The 17,410-nt window shown below is 70.8% G+C and carries 13 protein-coding genes and 1 pseudogene; 9 read left to right on the forward strand and 5 right to left on the reverse strand.

Annotated elements, in window-relative coordinates:
- The first annotated feature begins 238 nt into the window (after positions 1-238).
- Positions 239-808 carry a DUF6817 domain-containing protein gene (locus ACIPJI_RS32850; RefSeq protein WP_402250484.1) on the forward strand — a complete coding sequence of 190 codons (570 nt, stop codon included), beginning with the start codon at positions 239-241 and terminating at the stop codon, positions 806-808.
- Positions 809-983: 175 nt separating this feature from the next.
- Positions 984-1,436: a hypothetical protein gene (locus tag ACIPJI_RS32855; protein ID WP_402250486.1), complete on the forward strand. Its 453-nt coding sequence runs from the start codon at positions 984-986 to the stop codon at positions 1,434-1,436.
- A 149-nt stretch (positions 1,437-1,585) separates the two neighbouring features.
- Here the strand turns inward: ACIPJI_RS32855 and ACIPJI_RS32860 are convergent, their stop codons facing one another.
- From ACIPJI_RS32860 to ACIPJI_RS32870, 3 genes are all read right to left on the reverse strand, one after another.
- Positions 1,586-2,689: a PP2C family protein-serine/threonine phosphatase gene (locus ACIPJI_RS32860; RefSeq protein ID WP_402250488.1), complete on the reverse strand. Its 1,104-nt coding sequence runs from the start codon at positions 2,687-2,689 to the stop codon at positions 1,586-1,588.
- Positions 2,690-3,028: 339 nt separating this feature from the next.
- Positions 3,029-4,126 carry a hypothetical protein gene (locus tag ACIPJI_RS32865; RefSeq protein ID WP_402250489.1) on the reverse strand — a complete coding sequence of 366 codons (1,098 nt, stop codon included), beginning with the start codon at positions 4,124-4,126 and terminating at the stop codon, positions 3,029-3,031.
- A gap of 341 nt (positions 4,127-4,467) precedes the next feature.
- Positions 4,468-5,310 carry an endonuclease/exonuclease/phosphatase family protein gene (locus ACIPJI_RS32870; RefSeq protein WP_402250491.1) on the reverse strand — a complete coding sequence of 281 codons (843 nt, stop codon included), beginning with the start codon at positions 5,308-5,310 and terminating at the stop codon, positions 4,468-4,470.
- A gap of 577 nt (positions 5,311-5,887) precedes the next feature.
- On the opposite strand from ACIPJI_RS32870, the gene ACIPJI_RS32875 reads away from it, so the two are divergent.
- The 5 genes and pseudogenes from ACIPJI_RS32875 to ACIPJI_RS32895 all read left to right on the forward strand — a co-directional run bounded on the left by ACIPJI_RS32875 (position 5,888) and on the right by ACIPJI_RS32895 (position 12,676).
- The gene (locus tag ACIPJI_RS32875; protein WP_356623770.1) at positions 5,888-6,280 is read left to right on the forward strand and encodes a CU044_2847 family protein; all 393 of its coding nucleotides are present in this window, start codon (positions 5,888-5,890) and stop codon (positions 6,278-6,280) included.
- Entirely contained in the window at positions 6,273-8,378 is a 2,106-nt protein-coding gene (locus ACIPJI_RS32880; protein WP_402250493.1) for a trypsin-like peptidase domain-containing protein, read from the forward strand. The genes ACIPJI_RS32875 and ACIPJI_RS32880 overlap by 8 nt, the downstream gene beginning before the upstream one ends.
- 51 nt (positions 8,379-8,429) lie before the next feature.
- Positions 8,430-9,437, forward strand: coding sequence for a MoxR family ATPase (locus ACIPJI_RS32885; RefSeq protein ID WP_356623767.1), 1,008 nt, complete (start codon positions 8,430-8,432; stop codon positions 9,435-9,437).
- A pseudogene (locus tag ACIPJI_RS32890) lies at positions 9,434-10,882 on the forward strand (SAV_2336 N-terminal domain-related protein); the annotation flags it as partial. The gene ACIPJI_RS32885 and the pseudogene ACIPJI_RS32890, both read left to right, overlap by 4 nt.
- Positions 10,883-12,109: 1,227 nt before the next feature.
- Positions 12,110-12,676: a molybdopterin-dependent oxidoreductase gene (locus ACIPJI_RS32895; protein ID WP_402250534.1), complete on the forward strand. Its 567-nt coding sequence runs from the start codon at positions 12,110-12,112 to the stop codon at positions 12,674-12,676.
- A gap of 215 nt (positions 12,677-12,891) precedes the next feature.
- Here the strand turns inward: ACIPJI_RS32895 and ACIPJI_RS32900 are convergent, their stop codons facing one another.
- A complete protein-coding gene (locus tag ACIPJI_RS32900; RefSeq protein ID WP_402250495.1) occupies positions 12,892-13,695 on the reverse strand; it encodes an aquaporin in 804 nt (267 codons plus the stop codon).
- A gap of 281 nt (positions 13,696-13,976) precedes the next feature.
- On the opposite strand from ACIPJI_RS32900, the gene ACIPJI_RS32905 reads away from it, so the two are divergent.
- Positions 13,977-14,546: a PadR family transcriptional regulator gene (locus ACIPJI_RS32905; protein WP_402250497.1), complete on the forward strand. Its 570-nt coding sequence runs from the start codon at positions 13,977-13,979 to the stop codon at positions 14,544-14,546.
- 110 nt (positions 14,547-14,656) lie between these two features.
- Positions 14,657-16,378, forward strand: coding sequence for an acyl-CoA dehydrogenase family protein (locus ACIPJI_RS32910; RefSeq protein WP_402250499.1), 1,722 nt, complete (start codon positions 14,657-14,659; stop codon positions 16,376-16,378).
- Positions 16,379-16,600: 222 nt separating this feature from the next.
- On the opposite strand, the gene xdhC is transcribed toward ACIPJI_RS32910, so the two are convergent.
- Positions 16,601-17,410 (reverse strand): xanthine dehydrogenase accessory protein XdhC, encoded by an 810-nt coding sequence (gene xdhC / locus ACIPJI_RS32915; protein WP_402250501.1) that lies wholly within the window; start codon positions 17,408-17,410, stop codon positions 16,601-16,603.

The following is a 17,410-nucleotide window of genomic DNA, read 5'->3' on the forward strand; positions in this document are numbered from 1 at the left end:
GAGGCTTCCTGGGCGTCACGCGGCGACGTACACGCGCAGGTCATCCAGAGTCGCCGTACCCAAGCTGTACCTGGGGTGAGTGGAGCAATTCCTAGGATTGACCGAGGTACCGGTCGGGCCAGAAGATCGTTGCAGGGCCCGGGCGTCAACCAGTTCGGTGCCTTCGTACGGATCCGGACCGGCGAAAGCGGCGCTGTGCTGGTGCCGACCAGCCCGTCACCGAAGGGACACGGACACCATGCCTCCTCTCCCTGCCGCGACTGATCAGGCTGTCACCCTGCTGCGTGAGTTCGGCGCCGAAAGCATCTCCCACCCCGGCGGCACTCTCCTTACCCACCTCCAGCGCGTCCAGGAGCGGCTCGCGACGTGGAAGGCCCGCCCGGCCCTCCAACTCGCCGGCCTGTGTCACGCGTTCTACGGCACCGACGGCTTTCCCGCAGCTTTGCTGCCACTGGACCGACGTCAGGACCTTGCGGCGATCATCGGCGACGAGGCCGAGGCGATCGTGTACTTGTACGCCTCATGCGACCGGAAGGCCACCTACCCGGCTCTCAACCAGGCCGATGCCGCCTTTTACGACAGGTTCACCGGCCGTTCCTGCGTTCCTGGACCACAGCTGCGCCGGGACTTCGCCGAACTGTCGGCCGCCAACGAACTCGACCTCGCCCACATCGACTCCGCCTTCCGCGACAAATGGGGCCCTGAGCTGCTCGCCTTGTTCACCCGGCTGCAGAACCTGCTGAGCGCTGACGCCTGGTTCGAGTGCCGCACGGTACTCGCCGCACCTTCGCACCTGCCTCCCCGCTGAGGAGATCGACGGCCCGGTCCGGTCGGGATCGGGCGTCGTCGCCCAGGTCCGCACTCGGCTCGTCCGGCCGGGCGGGGGCATGTCCTTCCTCGCCGCCCGGCCGTCGGCCGGGCAGGCCCTGTCCTGGCGATCATCCGTAGGGTGTCCGGAGTGCTTGACAGGAATCGTGGGAGGGGTGGCCGGACAGGTGGACAGCGATCTGCGGCGTTCAGCTGTCATGGCGCTCGGCGAGCTCGGGCGGAGCGACGACTACCGTGACCGGGCGGATGCCGGTCACGGACTGGCAGGCTTCGCCGAGATGCAGGAAGCCGTCGAACTGTTGTCGGAGCTCCTGCTCGATCCAGGGGACACGTTCGTCACCCGGGTGACCGCGGAAGCCTTGCTTCGGCGAAAGGACAGGCCGGGGCTGGCGACAGTCGCATCCGCGCTGGCAGTCGCCGACACGAATCACCGCGATTGGATCCATACCGCGATCGTCGATGTATTCAGCATCTTCTCCGGCGATCTGGATCGCGCGATACAGCTGTGCGACGAGCTGTCGCGGGAGACCGACGAGCGCGTTGCCCTAGGGGCCCGTCAATTGCACGAAGTACTGGCCAAGATCGATCCCGTTCTGCGTCCCGCCTAGGTTCCGCCCGGCCGATCATGTGACTGGCCATGGCCGGGTCGTTGATACGGACATGCGGGTGATCGACGATGTTCGGGCGGCACCTCACGTACAGGGCTCACACGGGGCCGATCCGGGTGGGGGATGCGTTCAACGCGGCCTGTTCATGATCAGGCGGGGAGTGCACCGGTGTGTTCGGTGTCTTCTTCGTCGAGGCGGTCGACGAGGATCATCGCCACATCGTCGGCCAGCCGGCCCTCGGTGTGGCGGATCAGTGCCTGGTGGAGTCCTTCCAGGAACTCCGTTGGGGTGGTCCTCGCGGGCATCTCCTCCATGGCCTGTGCCAGGGCGAAGAACTCGTTGTCGCGGTTGCGGGCCTCGATCACGCCGTCGGTGTACAGCAGCAGGCGGTCACCGGGCGAAAGCGGATGACTCTCGGGCTTGGCGGGAGGGCCGGTGAAGAGATCTTCCAGGCCAAGCGGCGGCTGTGGAGAGGCGGGCATCAGGGTTTCGACCCTGCCATGGTGCAGCATCAGCGGAGGCGGATGACCACGGTTGACGAGGTGCACCACGTGTTCGTCCGGCACTTGGGCGAGGAGCGCGGTGGTGAATCCCTCCATCAGGACCTCCTCGTCGTAGGCACCCGGTACGGCGACCTCCCGTCGCAGAGCAGCCGTGCAGCGGTTCATGACCTCCACCAGGTCGTCCTCGTAGTGCGCGAACTCCCGAAACGCGCCCAGCGCCACCGCCACCGCATGGACGGCGCCCAACCCTTTGCCTCGGACGTCGCCCACCATGAGCCGCACGCCGTAGGGCGTCTGGGCGGCCGCGTACAGGTCACCGCCGATCTGTGCGCCCGTCCCGGCGGCGAGGCTCAGGCTGGCAGCCCGCACATGACCCAGGTACTCGGGGACGGGCCGCAGGATGACCTGCTGAGCTGCCATGGCGATCCTGCGCACCTGGTCGAGCTCACTCTGCCTGCGTGTCCGGACGGCTCCGCTCGTGATGAATCCGGCCATGGTCACCATCACCAGAGCGGTGAAGTTGGTATAGACCTGCAGGGTGCCCCAGGCCTGGTTGTAGGTGGCGGTGGTCACGCTGATCGCCAGCGCGAGAGCCGCCGCCGAAAGGGTGCCCTTGGGGCCCATCGTCACCGCGGCCAGCGCGGGCGTCGCGACGAGAAAGGGGCCCGTATAGACGAAGTGTGCAGGCGTGAGCTCGATGACCAGCACGGCCAGCGCGAGCGCGAACGGCACACACCGCGCCAGCGTCAACAGGATCCGGCTGTGACCGCCCGCCCCTGGCCGAGAACGTGAGCGCAGGAGCAACCCCATGTGTCCAGCCTCCCTTGTCGGGGTGGAACACTCCACTCGACGCCCTCGTGGGCCGATGCCGCGGTCGGCCTCCGGACCTCACCGGAGACCCTCGAGAGCCGTGGTCCAGGGGCGGGGGACTTCGGCACCCGGACGCGTGTGTCCTGACGTGCCGGGGCCGCGATCTCGCCGGTGGAGGGGGCGGTGCGTTGTGACCGGCACATTCACCAGGGCGGGCCCGCGCGAGGTTCCGGCCGCCCGAGGACGGGATCGAAGATCGATCGCAACCTCACACAGGCCCTAGGAGCGGGTGGCGGTCGCGCAGCCCTCGCCCTCGCCCGCGGCCGTCGTGCCGTTGCTCGTGTCGATCGGCTTGCTGCGGTCGTACGGATCGACCTGGCGGGCCTCGTCGGCGGGCCGCTCGTCGGCCGTGCCGAAGGGCGGCACGAAGTAGCCGGTCGGTTCGGAGCAGCCGCCGTTGGTCATGTCGAGCGCGTACGAGACGAGGGACATCGTGCCTGGTTCGGTGATGATCTCGGCCGGGTCGTCCCAGCTCATCACCACCTCGCGCCGCACGATCGTACGGACGACCTCGGCGTCCCGTCCGCCGTCGCCCGCCGGGGTGACCGGGTACACAAAGGTGACGTCCGCCGTCACCTCGACCGCCCCCCGTTTCCCCTCCCGATACGTGAGCCGACCGCGCGTCTTGACCACGTCACCGACCAGCCGGGCATGCTCCGGCCGGAAGCGGCTGAACAACAGGAGCGGGTCGGTCTCGGGAGCGGGCGCCGTCGACGACAGGGCGGTACGGAGATACTCCTGGACGTCCTGCTGGTGCGGGTTCAACAGCGCGATCGCCTTCGTGGGCCGCTCGCCGCGCAGCACGCGGGAATCGAGCCCCGCAGCCACCAGGAAGTCCCGGCTCTGCCGCAGCGCCCGCTCGACCTGGGCGGCGTCCATCCAGCCGGTCGCCCTGGCCGGTGGCACCGTGATCCCTGCCGCTCCGTCGGCCCAGTGGGCGGCAGGCGAACCCCGGAAGGGTTCGGCGAGGGTAGGGCGCAGATCCGGCTCGGCGCCGGGCGCCTCCCGCGCGCCTTCCGACTCGGCGGCCGACGGCGCCCCGTCCTGCCCGCCGTCGTCGCCACCGAACCAGCCGACGACCTGCTGCGGGAAGAGCCCCACGACCAGGAGGGCCACGGCCGCCACCAGCCCGGTCATGTACCAGCCTGTCCTGCGCCGGGGCCGGGCCGGTGAGTACGTACGCCGGCCGTCCGGCTGCCCGGAGCGCTCCCGCAGCCGCCGCTCCACCTCACGGGCGCGTGCCGACGGCTCCACGGGGGCCCCGGCCGCACCCGTCACCGATTCACGGAGGAACCGCTCCCACTCCTCATCGGACACGGACGACCCGTCCTGCCCCCCAGCCCCGCTCACACCGCACTCCCGTTCTCGCTCGATTGCTCGACGCCCGATGGCTCTGTCGCTCGACCGTCTGATCAGTTTCGACTGTGCACCGGTCGATCGAGAGCCGCCCGCATGATCGCATGGGCAAGCCGTCGCCCTGCCGGGGCGGTTGGTGAAGTGTCAGGTCGCGGCGCTGCCCGCCGGCACGGGCATGGGCTGTTGCGGGGTACGTGATTCGCGCGGACGCCTATGGGTGCCGGTCACCGAGCGAGACCGGCCCTCCCCGCGGCAGGTACTGCGTCCCAGTGCCCGCACGCCGACAAGGTGTACGACGTTCGTCACCTGCGGAGGTCCAGGTCGGCGTGCAGCATGTGGTGGTCCGAGTAGGGGCTGGGATGCACACCGTGCTCGAGCGAGGCGAAGCCTCGCAGGAAGATGTAATCGAACTTGCTCCACCAGTCGGTGGTCGGCTCACAGGCGCCGGCGGGCGAGGGATGACACTGGGGGTCTGTATCCGCGGCCAGTGCCCACATCGCGGTGAGTTCGGGAGCGTCCGGCACGGCGTTGAAGTCGCCGAGAACGATCGCGCGGTCGTGCCGGGCGACCTCTGCGGCGAGGACGTCGATCTGTTCTGCTCGGACTGCTTCTTGACGTCGTTGGGCGAGGTGTGTGTTGAACACCCGGGCGGGCCGGCCGCCCACCATGGTGGTGACTGCCACGTACCCCCGGTCCTCTGATCCTCCGTCGGGGTACTCCACGCTGACGCGGTCTGTCATCGGGGCCGCCGAGAGGACCGCCTGGCCGTAGGCCCCTGGACTCCACGGTGGTCCACCGCAGCGGCCCCAATTCCGAAGAACCGTCCCGTACTCGACGTGGTAAACGAGTCCGTAACGGCTCTCCAGTTGGTCCCGGATCCTCTCGACGTCGCGCACGCACGCTTCTTGCAGGCCGACGATCTGGGGTGCGTAGGTGGCGATCTCCGCTGCCCGGTCGACGTTACTCGCATCGCAGGGGTTGCAGATGTTCCAGGTCATGACCCGGTTCGGTACGACCTCCCTGACGGCTTCGGAAGGCAGTGACCTGGCGAAGAGGGAGCCGCTCGGTGCGCTGGGGCCGACGAGCACCATGCAGATCACGATCGCGGCCCCCGCGAGCAACCGCGTGCCTCTACCGAGCACCATCGCCTCCTCGAAGTGGATACACGTGCATCCGACGTCTCCATGCACGAGGTTATGCGACGGGGTCGCCTTCCCCTCCGGCGTCGGCCCGGCAAAGGGCGGGTCCGCGCCCGCTTCGACGGTTGTCTCAAGGCCGTCGAAGCCGCGAGAGCGCCGTAGAGGCCGACGACATCCACCCTGTCGGCGGGTCGCCTCGATGCGAGGGGACGGTGTCACCATCTCGTCGGTCGAAAGAAGCCGATGCCGACGGTGGGTGCCGAAGACTGGGCGGCGTCGGCGAACCATTCCCGTCCCAGGAGCATCCCGGAGACGGGTTGCTGGTAGGCGAATCAGCGCTCGCATGACCGGCGCGAGTCGCCCGGCACCGCCCTGCGACCGATGGGCAGCGTCGGTGTGCGGGCGGCGTGCGGCAGGAGCGGGCAAGATCCGACCAACCGGTCCACCGCCACGGCAACATGGATGAACGGCCCCGCCGTCCGGCCGGTCGCCAGTAGCCTGGACAACTCAGATGTGGGGAAGGCGTGTTGTCCGCTGCGGGCGGTCCGACAGCACGCGTACGGGCAACGGGAGCGGCGGAGCGGTGGCGTACCGGGTACGGGAAGTGGAGATCGGCGGCGAGACAGTCCTCGCCCGCGTGGAGACGCTGGACCCGGACGAGCTGGAGCCGCGCAAGCGGCCCACCGAGTACGGCGAGGAGGAAGAGGTCACCGCGCTCGACACCCTGCTGGACCGGGTCGACAGCGTCCAGCGGGTGATCCGGGCGGTCGGCACCTCCGTGCTGGCTGCCGCCCGGGACGCGGCGCGGCCCGACGAGGTGAGCGTCACGTTCGGCGTCGAAATGGCCGCCAAGTCCGGCAAGGTGGTTGCGTTCCTCGCCGACGGCGAGGCCAAGGCGTCCCTCAATGTCACCCTCACCTGGCGGCCCGGCGACCGGAGCGACGACACGGCCCCGGGCCCGCAGGTGCATGCCTGACCAGACCCCTCGCCTGGACCGGCTGACCAGGGCGGCGACCGCCGCCATCGGCGCGGAGGACGGCACGCACTGGGGGTCCGCCTGCCTGGTGGCTCCTGGCTGGGCGCTGACCGCGGCGCACGTGGTCCGGACCGCCGGGCCCGATCCGTACCGGGTGACCTTATGGAACGGCCGAACGGTCCCGGCGAGAACCGCGTACCGGCTGACCGGTGTGCCCGAGCGTGGCCCCGTCCCCGCCGAGTCGGACATCGCCCTCGTACGGCTGCTGGAGGAGGACGTCGAGCACAGCTGTGTCTGGCTCAGCGACCGCGGCGACCCGCCCTCCCGCGAGGTGCGGGCCTACGGCTGGTACAGCGCCGGTGCCGGGCGCGCCGGGGAGGTGCTCGAATGGAACGGCGTCTGTACGGTCGCCGGCAACGACGGTCCGTACAGCTTCCGTCTGGGCCCGCAGACGGAGATCCCCAAGGGGGCCTCAGGCGGACCGGTCGTCGATCTGTCCCTGGGCGCCCTGGTCGGCCTGACGAAGGCCAGCCGGCGAAGTTCCGAAGGAGACATCAAGGACGGCGGCAGAGCCGTGCGCACCACGCTGCTGCGGGAGTTCGTCAGCCCCGTCGTCGTGGACCCGGACCATGTCCTTGGACCCGACCCCTACCACGCCCTGATCTGCGCTCACGACCGGTGGCACGCGGAGCGCGATCTGCGGGAAGGCTGGCCGGAGGTACAGGGAGACCTGCCCGGTAACGGTTTGCCGGACAGCCCGGCCTCCTGGTCGCCCGGCGACCGTCTGGAGTTGTTCGAGCTGCTGGCCGCCCTGCCCGCCCCCGAGGATCCGACCCTGGTGAGGACCCTCCTGCGTGAAGTGTTCCATGACCGGGTGAAGTTCCCGGCCGCCACCTCGCTCCGGCACTGGCGGGACGGGCACGGCGAGATCCACCAGCACCGGATGCAGTTCCTGATCGAGGCCCTGCCCTATCTGCGGTACGCCAAGCTCGTCGCCCTCGCGGTCGAGACGACGGCCGGAGCGGCGCCCGTGGCGACGGAGCTGGCCCGCTGGGTCAGACACCGCAAGCGCCGCCTCGGTCTGGAGAGCGATGTGAGCGTCGACGGCATCGCCCTGCCCCAGCGGGCCGAAGGTGCCTTCAACCTCTTCGGCGGCCGGGACAGTACGGGTCCGCGTCGCGCTTCCACCACCGCACCGGTGCCCCCGGACCCGCTGGAGGGTGTCGAGCCGCTGCAGGTCACTGCCCTGGACGCCCGGCCCGGTGACGGGCCCAGCGTGCTGCTGGAGCTCGAACCCGTCCTGTGGTCCGCGTCCGTCTCGTTCCACTGGCGCCTGCGCGTCCTCGACCCCGAGCATGACGACGACGCCGTCGTGGACGCCGAGGACACCGGCGACGGGGTCCCGCCGGACGAACTGCCGCTGCGTCTGCAACGCCCGCTTGCCCGGCTCTTCCTGCAACTGGACACTGCGGAACGGCACACGCCGCTGGAGGTCGTCCTCCCTCCCGAGCACTTCGACCTCGCGGTGCACCACTGGCTCCCGCGGGCGGCCGTCACCGACCTGGACTTCTCCGACCCGTCCTGCTGGCCCCTGGGCGTGCGCCGCCAGGTCGTGGTGCGGGACGCCTCACGCCGGGGCCGCGGCGACACCCAGTGGGAGATGCGCTGGAAGGACACCGCCGCCGCGGCGCCGTTGCGCGCGCTTCCGACGCCGCCACCCGGCCGGGTGCTGCGCCGCGCCGGCCTCACCGGCGCGGAGCCGGACCAAGTGCCGGTGGTGTGCCGCCCCGCAACCGATGCCACGGGCCGCGAGGTTCTGCGCATGGCTCTCGAAAGCGGGCACGGCATCTTCCTGTGGAACGCCGGGGCGCACCCGCCGGACGGGTGCGACGAACGCTGCCGCAGCTTCAGCGGCCACGCCGCACAGCTCCTGGCGGACGCCGGCTCCGCAGCCGAACTTCCCGAGCGGCTGCGCGTCCTGCGCGAGCGGATCCACCGCCGGGACCCGCACGCCTACTGGGCCAAACCCCTTGCCCTGATGTACGACGACGCCGACCGGCCCCTGCCCTCACCCACCGGCATCCTCGATGCCCCCTGACCACCCTGTCCCCGCTTCGCCCGAACGCCGCATCCATCACTGAGGAGTACCGTGACCAGCGACTGGCTCATCTACCAGGGCCTGAGCGAACCCCACGACGGCATCGCCCGGCTGCCCCCGCCGCCGCCGTGGCGAGCGTTCGACGGCGAGCCCGCAGGGCCGCCGCCGCCGGTGCCAGGTCTCGACAGCGCATCCACCCGCAGGCTCGGCACGGCCCACGGCCGGTTCGCCGCCCACGGTCCGCGGGACGAACTCGAGCTGATCAACGCGGCCCTGTACCTCCGCCGCCCCCTGCTGATCACCGGGGACCCGGGCACCGGAAAGAGCACGCTCGCCCACTCGCTCGCCTACGAGCTGGGGCTGGGCCGGGTCCTGCAATGGCCCATCGTCAGCCGCAGCAGTCTGCGCGACGGGCTGTACCAGTACGACGCCATCGGCCGTCTCCAGGACTCCCAACTGGCCGGCCGCACCGACACCGGCATCGGCCGCTACCTGCGGCTTGGTCCCCTCGGCACGGCCCTGCTGCCTGCCGAACGGCCGCGAGTCCTGCTGATCGACGAACTCGACAAAGGCGACATCGACCTTCCGAACGACCTCCTGAACGTCCTGGAGGAGGGGGAGTTCAGCATCCCGGAGCTGGTCCGCTCCCACCATGAGGACGGCGGCCGGACGGTCACCGTGCTCACCGACGACGGCACAGCCGCGACCGTCGCCGAAGGGCGTGTCCGCTGCCGTGCTTTCCCGGTGGTGGTGATGACCAGCAACGACGAACGCGACTTCCCCGCCCCGCTGCTGCGCCGCTGCATCCACCTCGACATGCGCACACCCGGTGCTGACCGGCTCGCCGCGATGGTCCAGGCGCACTTCGGTAATCTCTCCGCGGACGAGAACGAGGACATGATCCAGCGCTTCCTCTCCGCCTCTCCCGGCGGGCTGCGCGCCGCCGACCAACTCCTGAACGCCATCTATCTGACGCAGCACAGCGCCCAGGAGGACCCCGTCAGCCGCGAGCGCCTCGCGGACCTGCTGATGCGGCCGCTCGGACCGGGACGGCCATGAGCACGGTGCCCGGGAAGGAGGAGGCGAGCGCCCCGGGGCAGGACGGTGCGCGGGCCGGACGGCCGTTGGAGGAGCTGGTGCGCAGGCTTGGCGCGGCCGGTCTGTCCGCGGCGCCCGACGCCGTGGCGGACGCACTCTGGCTGGCGCGGTTCGTCACCCCGTCCCCGGCCGGCCCGGCGGATGTCCAGGCGCAGGCTTCGCCCGCCCACACGCGCACAGACCCCCGGCCGGTCGACCCGCCGCCACCGGTGACCGCCTCTCCGGGAGCCCGACAGGTGGGCCTCCACGCGAGCACCGCCTCCGGGGGTGTCACGGCCGCCAACTCCGTGCACGTGCCGGGCGGTACCACCCTGCCGGACACCCGGCCGCTGCGCCGTGCCCTGCGCCCGCTCCGGCATTACCGGCCGGCCACCCGGGCGGCTCGGGAGCCGTCGGTCGACGAAGCGGCCACCGCCGAGCGGGCCGCCGAGACCGGCCTCCTCCTGCCCGTGTTGGAGGACAGTGCGCGGCCCGCCGCGCGCCTGAGGATCCTTATGGACGTCTCGACGTCGATGGCTCCCTGGCACCAGTTGCTGCGCGAACTCCGGCGCCTGTGCGGTCGCTCGGGCGCCTTCCACGACATCTCGGTGCACTACCTGCACGAGCTCCCCGGGGCGGGCACGCCGGTGGTCGCGAACACACGCCATCCGGAGGCCGCCGCCCCCGCCTCCCGCCTCCGCGACCCGACCGGGCAGCGGATCACCCTGGTCCTCTCCGACTGCACGGGGCCCCTGTGGCGCAGCGGTCACATGCAGCGGAACCTGTACAACTGGGCCCAGGTCGCCCCCGTCGCCGTACTCCAGCCGCTGCCGCAGCGCATGTGGTCGCGCACCCATCTGCCGCCGGTCCCCGGCATTCTCCGGCGGCCGGAGCACAAGGCCCGCTGGGACTTCCGGCCCGTCCACACGGAACCGCCCGCCGTTTCGCTGCACGCGCTCGCCGTCCCGGTGCTGGCGCCGACCGCCGGGGCGTTCGGCACCTGGTCACGGTTGCTGGCAGGGAGCACCGCCGCCGCCCGGGGCGCGGCGGCCTGGGTGCTTCCCCACCACCTGGCGTCGCGTGCGCCGCGCGTCGATGCCGCCGTCCAGGACCCCGCCGGCCTGCTGCGGGCCTTCCTCGCCGTCGCTTCACCCGACGCGGTCCGGCTCGCCCGCTATCTGGCGACGGCGCCTCTCGTTCTCCCGGTGATGCGCCTCGTTCAGCGGGTGATGCTGCCGCACACCGGCCCCTCCGAACTGGCGGAGGTCCTGCTCAGCGGCCTCCTGACCCGCCGTCCCGTGGAGTCGTCCGACGCCGAGAATCTCGCCTTCGACTTCCATGACGGGGTGCGGGAACTGCTCCTCGACCGAGTCGACCGCGGCGAGGCGGCCCTCGTCCTGCGCGAGCTCTCCGACTACGTGGCGCAGCACTTCGGGCGCGGCACTCGGAACTTTCCGCTGCTGGCCGCCACCTACCTGGACGGCACCGTCCGCCCCACGGGCGATGCCGGGCAGACGGGCGACGAGTACGCCCACCCCGCAGCGCCGATGTTCGCCGAGGTGTCGAGTCACGTGCTCCGGCGCTTCCTCCCTGCCGTGGGCGGTGCGGCGGATCCGACCGGGGCGTCGTCTGCGGAACCCGTCAGGCTGCGGGAGGCGGAGTGGTTCGCTCACTTCCGGCGCGCCGACCGCCATCTTCACCGCTACGACGAGGACGGCGCCGTACGTGACCTGGAGGAAGCCATCCGGCTGCTGCGGCTGCTGGGGGAGAGCACCAGCGACAACATGCGGTCCACCTGGCTGAACGGGCTGCTCTCCGCCGCGCTGCTGCGGCGCTGGCGCGCCCTCGGCATGGCGGAGGACCTTACCGAGGCGGTGTCGACGGCGTTCGACGGCGCCCTGCGGCGCGACCTGAATCGCCCCACGATGCCGGGGGACTTCGTCACCACCGGCGCCCTCGGGGACGCCCTCGTCGCGCTGGCCGACGAGCACGACAGGGCGCACGACTGGCTGCGGCTCGTCCCTCCGCAGCTGCTGGACGTCTCGCCGTGGCAGTCCGGCCCGTCCTGGGCGGCCTACCGGCTGCTGACACGGGCGGCGGACGCCTACGGGGTCGTTGCGCGTTACCCCGAGCAAGAGGCGTACGAGGAGCACACCGTCCGCAGGGCGGGCGCGCTGGTGCTCGCGGCCGAGGCGATCGCCCGCGCCTCGGCCGACAGCGCCGAGTCCGCGAGCGCGGAGGGCTCGCCGGAGTTCGTCGCCGTCGAGTACGAGGGCTGCCTCACCAGCGCGCTCTCGCTGCTCGAGGAAGCCACCGGTCGGGACCTCGGGCGCCGGGCGGAGGTGGTCATGAAGCTGGCTCGCCACTTCTCCGGTCACGGCCCGGTGACGCGCACGGAACGCTCTGACCTTGCGGGCAGATACGCGTACCAGGCCACGACCGCGCTGTCCGAGCTGTTGGCGGACCAGACCCGGCGTCTGGGTCCCGGCCACCGGGACACGCTCGCCACGCGCAGAAGACTCGCCCGCTGGAAGGGGTGGATCGAGGACGGTGGTATCCGGCCGGGCGAGCATCCGGGTTCGCCGGTCACCCGTTCCTCCGCGGGTGGTGACTCTGCCGACGACGGCGGTGAGGCGCTTCCGCCCGGGCAGCGCATGGTGCCGGGGTGGCCCGTGCGCCATTACGGACCCGTGCCGAAGTTCCGGCCGGAGCGGTGGGAGTTCCGTGTGTTCGGCGCCACGGCCTCCGGCGACAAGCACTGCTGGAACTTCGAGGAGTTCGCCGAGCTCCCGCTGACGTCCGTCACGGCCGACCTGCACTGCGTGTCCCGCAAGAGCTCGACGGACCATGAATGGATGGGGGTCGCCGCGGCCACCGTGCTGGCACTGGCCCCTCCCGCGCCCGCCGTCACCCACGTGATGATCTGGGCGGAGTACGGCTACAGCGCCAATCTCCGGCTGCACGATTTCGCGTCCGACCGGACGCTTCTTGCGCGGTACCACAACGGGGAGGCGCTGACACCCGAGCACGGCTTCCCGTTGCGTCTGGTGGTCCCGCATCTGTACGGCTGGAAGAGCGCCAAGTGGGTGCGCGGTATCGAGTACATGACGCAGGACCGCCGCGGTTTCTGGGAGGAACGGGGTTATCACAACATCGGCGACCCGGGGCGCGAGCAGCGGTACAGCTACCAGGAGGAGCCGGGCGACGGCCCCATCGAGTGACGGCGGTCGGGACCACCCCGTGCCGCCGACGAGAGCACACCCGGTGAGTGACGGCCGGTACCACAGCGAGCGCACCCCGGCGTCCCGGGCGGTCGCAGCCGCCCCGGGACACCGACGAAGTTCACAACTCCCAGGTCGGGGTGAGCCAGTAGCGGGGGTGCGGAAGCTCACCGCGACGACGTCCGAGTGGCGGACCGGCGGCTGCTGAGCGAAGGTCAGTCCCGGCCGTCTGCCGGCCGGCCCTGGTCGATGCCCGACGGGGTCACCCGCGCCGCGCCTCGTTGCACCGTGAGTGCGGTGGCGTGGAACGTGTGCGGCCGCCTGCCGTACAGCAGGGTCGCCAACCCGGCCCCGGCGAGTCCGCCCAGCAACTGTGCCGCGACGAAGCCGGGCACCGAGCCCGGTGAGATCCCGGTGAAGGAGTCGGTCAGAGAGCGACCGACGGTCGCCGCAGGATTGGCGAACGACCCCGACGAGGTGAACCAGATCGCCGCCCCGATGTAGGCGGCGACGGCCACCGGCGCCGACGCCGACCGTTCGTTCCGGTCGAGCCCCTGAATGAGCACCACCAAGCCCGCCGTTGCGACCGTCTCGCCGAGGAGCAGATGCGTATCGGTCCGGACCTGTGTCGACCAAGCGCCAGGAGACCTTCCGAACATGGCCTCCGCGAGCAGTGCGCCCCCGACGGCGCCGACGAGTTGCGCACCGATGTAGACCGCCGCCTCGACTCCGGCGGCCCCGCCCCCGTTCGGGCGGCGTGCCCACCAGGCGCACAGGGTCACCACGGGGTTGAGATGCGCCCCGGAGACCGGGGCGAACAGCGCGATGAGCAGGCCGAGTCCGACTGCCGATGCGAGGGAGTTGGCGAGGAGCCGGACTCCGGCGTCAGTGCTCAGTTCCGTCGCCTGAAGACCCGACCCCACGATGACGGCGACCAGCGCCGCGCTGCCCACCGACTCGGCGACCGCGCGGCGGACCAGCGCTCTGTCCGCACCCATGATGACCCCCCGTTCCTGCATGGAATGGAAAATATATTCCATGCAACGGAAACTGAGGGCCCGGGTCCGACGGGCAGGCCGCGCTGCCCGCCTCCCGGAACCCCGGTCCGGACAGCCGGAGGGCGCCACGCCTGCGCTGTGATGCGTGTGGACGTTCAACGCCGGTCCGCGCTCGTGCCGCGGGCCGCCCGCGGGCGGGCAGGGATGCGGCGGGCCGGGAGTGAGGCCGGGGTGAGTGAGCCGCGTCTCACCCTGGCGGTCGCCGCTTGCCTATGCAACAAGTTGCATAGCAGGATCGATGTATGGCGCTCGAACACGCGATCCTCGTCTCCCTGCTGGAGAAACCGGGCTCCGGGTACGAGCTGGCCCGGCGGTTCGAACGCTCCATCGGCTACTTCTGGACGGCCACCCACCAGCAGATCTACCGCGTCCTCAAACGCATGGAGGCCGACGGCCGGCTCGACGTACGGGAAGTGCCGCAGCAGGGCCGGCCGGACAAGAAGGAGTACTCGGTCTCGGCGCACGGTCTGGCCGCCCTGGGGGAGTGGCTCCATGAGCCGATCCAACCGGAAAGCGTCCGGCACGAGCTCGCCGTGAAGATCCGTGGCGCGGCCTTCGACGACCCGCGCGCCCTGATCGGCGAGGTCGAACGACACCAGCGGATGCACAGGGACCAGCTCGACCACTACCTCGCGGGCGAGCGCCGGGACTTCGGAGGGAGCAACACCCGCACGACCGGGGGCGGGACCCCCGATGCCGGGCGGGAGTTGCAGCATGCGGTCCTCCGCGGCGGGATCGCGTACGAGCGGATGATGATCGCCTGGCTCGACGACGTACTCGCCACCCTTCATCGCATCGGCCCCGGCCGGTGACACGCTGCCGCGCAGCAAGCCTTCCTTCGCGGTCACGCCTCCGCACGGTCCCGGCTGAGGCGGACCACACCTCCTGACCCCTACCGACCTCGAGCCGAAAGGCAACCCTCATGGCTGACCCGCTGCTGTTCAATCCCCACACCTACGACCCGGCGCACTTCGACCCGGAGACCCGCAGGCTGCTGCGTGCCACCGTCGACTGGTTCGAGGCCCGCGGGAAGCGCAAGCTGATCGAGGACTACCGCACCCGCGCCTGGCTCGGGGACTTCCTCGCATTCGCCGCCGGGGAAGGACTGTTCGCAACCTTCCTCACCCCCGCCTCCGAGGCCGGCACCCAGCAGGACAAGCGCTGGGACACCGCGCGGATCGCCGCCCTCAACGAGATCTTCGGCTTCTACGGGCTCGACTACTGGTACGCCTGGCAGGTCACCGTCCTCGGCCTCGGACCGGTCTGGCAGAGCGACAACTCCGCGGCCCGGGCCCGCGCCGCCGAACTGCTCGACCAAGGCGAGGTGTTCGCGTTCGGACTGTCCGAGAAGGCCCACGGCGCCGACATCTACTCCACCGACATGCTGTTGGAGCCCGACGGCGAGGGCGGCTTCCGGGCCCGCGGCTCCAAGTACTACATCGGCAACGGCAACGCCGCCGGACTGGTCTCCGTCTTCGGCCGCCGCACCGACGTCGAGGGCCCTGACGGCTATGTCTTCTTCGCCGCGGACAGCCGTCACCCGGCCTACCACGTGGTGCAGAACGTGGTCGATTCCTCGAAGTACGTCAGCGAGTTCCGGCTGGAGGACTACCCCGTCGGCCCCGAGGACGTGCTGCACACCGGCCGTGCCGCCTTCGACGCCGCGCTCAACACCGTCAACGTCGGCAAATTCAACCTCTGCACCGCCTCGATCGGCATTTGCGAGCACGCAATGTACGAGGCGGTCACCCACGCCCAGAACCGGATCCTGTACGGCCGCCCCGTCACCGCCTTCCCGCACGTGCGCCGCGAGCTCGCCGACGCGTATGTCCGCCTGGTCGGGATGAAGCTGTTCAGCGACCGCGCCGTCGACTACTTCCGCTCCGCGGGGCCCGACGACCGTCGTTACCTGCTCTTCAACCCGATGACGAAGATGAAGGTGACCACAGAGGGCGAAAAGGTCATCGACCTGCTCTGGGACGTCATCGCCGCGAAGGGCTTCGAGAAGGACACCTACTTCGCCCAGGCCGCCGTCGAGATCCGGGGGCTGCCGAAGCTCGAGGGAACGGTCCACGTCAATCTCGCGCTGATCCTCAAGTTCATGCGCAACCATCTGCTGAACCCGGCCGAGTACGCGCCCGTGCCCACGCGTCTCGACGCGGCCGACGACGATTTCCTCTTCCGGCAGGGGCCGGCCCGTGGCCTCGGCTCCGTCCGCTTCCATGACTGGCGTCCCGCCTTCGACGCCTACGCCCACCTGCCCAACGTCGCCCGCTTCCGGGAGCAGGCGGAAGCCCTGTGCGAGTTCGTCGCCACCGCCGCGCCCGACGAGGAGCAGAGCCGTGACCTCGACCTGCTGCTCGCCGTGGGGCAACTCTTCGCGCTGGTCGTGCACGGTCAGCTGATCCTCGAGCAGGCGGGGATGACGAGCCCGGACGAAGACGTGCTCGACGAACTGTTCGCCGTCCTGGTCCGCGACTTCTCCGCGCACGCCGTCGAGCTTCACGGCAAGGACTCCGCCACGGCACAGCAGCAGCGCTGGGCCCTGGACGCCGTCCGGCGCTCCGTCGTCGACGAGGCCCGCTCGGCGCGGGTCTGGAAGCGTGTCGAAGCCCTGTCCGGGGCCTACGCGATGACACCGTGAGCGACGCGTGATGCCGTGACGGGCGGTGCGTGCCCGTCCGGCGCCGCCCCGGCGTGATCACCTGCCGAGCCCGAGCCCGAGCCCGAGCCCGAGCATCCGAACGGCGCGACCGCGTGTGTGAGTCCGATGCCGGTTGGAGCGGGGCCCGGTCGCGCCGAAAGGGTGCCCCGCGTGTGTGCGTTCGCACGAGCGCGGGGCACCCCTGTCGATCCGGTCGGAGAGTCAGCTCCCCTCGGTTTCGAAGGTGCGCAGCAGATCGGCAGCGACGCTCACGGCGATGGTCGCCGGTTCCTTGCCGGTGATGTCCGCCAGCCCGATCGGGGTCTTGATCCGATCGATGGTGGCCTCGTCGTGACCGCCCTCGGTGGCGAGGCGTTTGCGGAACCGCACCCACTTGGCCGCCGACCCGATCAGCCCGATGGAGCCGAGATGGGTCGTGCGCAAGGCGGCGTCGCACAGTGCGGCGTCCTCGGCGTGATCATGGGTCATGATCAGGATGTGGGTGCCGCGCGGCAACTCCGCCAGCACCTCCTCGGGCAGCAGCGGCGTGTGGTGCACGTGGACCTGGGCCACCGCGTCCGCCAGCACGTCGAGCCGCTCCTCGGTGAGGATGTCGGCGCGGGTGTCGATCAGATGGAGGTCGAGGTCGTGACGTGCCAGGATGCGCGCCAGTTCCAGCCCGACGTGCCCCACGCCGAAGATCGCCACCGCCCGTACCACCGGCAGCGGTTCGAGCAGCACCGAGACGGTGCCGCCGCAGCATTGCACACCATGCTGGTTGGTCACCTTGTCGTTCAGGGCGAAATCGATCAGCTCCGGCTCCGGCTTGGAAGCGGCCATCATCTCCCGGGCCCGATCGATCGCGACGGCCTCGACGTTGCCGCCACCGATCGATCCCCACGTCTCGGTCTGCCCCACAACGAGTTTCGCACCGGCGTCGCGTGGGGCATGGCCGCGCACGGCCGCGACGGTCACCAGCACGCCGGACTCGCGGCGTGCCCGCAACCGTGCGACCGCGGCGACCCATGTCAT

It is taken from the genome of Streptomyces sp. NPDC086835, assembly GCF_044745705.1.
Classification (GTDB): domain Bacteria; phylum Actinomycetota; class Actinomycetes; order Streptomycetales; family Streptomycetaceae; genus Streptomyces.

Excerpts from the sequence above, each read along its gene's own strand:
- ACIPJI_RS32895 (WP_402250534.1), top strand. The coding sequence starts at position 12,110 with ATGGTGCCGGGGTGGCCCGTGCGCCATTACGGACCCGTGCCGAAGTTC.
- ACIPJI_RS32905 (WP_402250497.1), top strand. The coding sequence starts at position 13,977 with ATGGCGCTCGAACACGCGATCCTCGTCTCCCTGCTGGAGAAACCGGGC.
- ACIPJI_RS32850 (WP_402250484.1), top strand. The coding sequence starts at position 239 with ATGCCTCCTCTCCCTGCCGCGACTGATCAGGCTGTCACCCTGCTGCGT.
- ACIPJI_RS32880 (WP_402250493.1), top strand. The coding sequence starts at position 6,273 with ATGCCTGACCAGACCCCTCGCCTGGACCGGCTGACCAGGGCGGCGACC.
- ACIPJI_RS32900 (WP_402250495.1), bottom strand. The coding sequence starts at position 13,695 with ATGCAGGAACGGGGGGTCATCATGGGTGCGGACAGAGCGCTGGTCCGC.
- ACIPJI_RS32910 (WP_402250499.1), top strand. The coding sequence starts at position 14,657 with ATGGCTGACCCGCTGCTGTTCAATCCCCACACCTACGACCCGGCGCAC.
- ACIPJI_RS32870 (WP_402250491.1), bottom strand. The coding sequence starts at position 5,310 with ATGGTGCTCGGTAGAGGCACGCGGTTGCTCGCGGGGGCCGCGATCGTG.
- xdhC (WP_402250501.1), bottom strand. The coding sequence starts at position 17,410 with ATGACATGGGTCGCCGCGGTCGCACGGTTGCGGGCACGCCGCGAGTCC.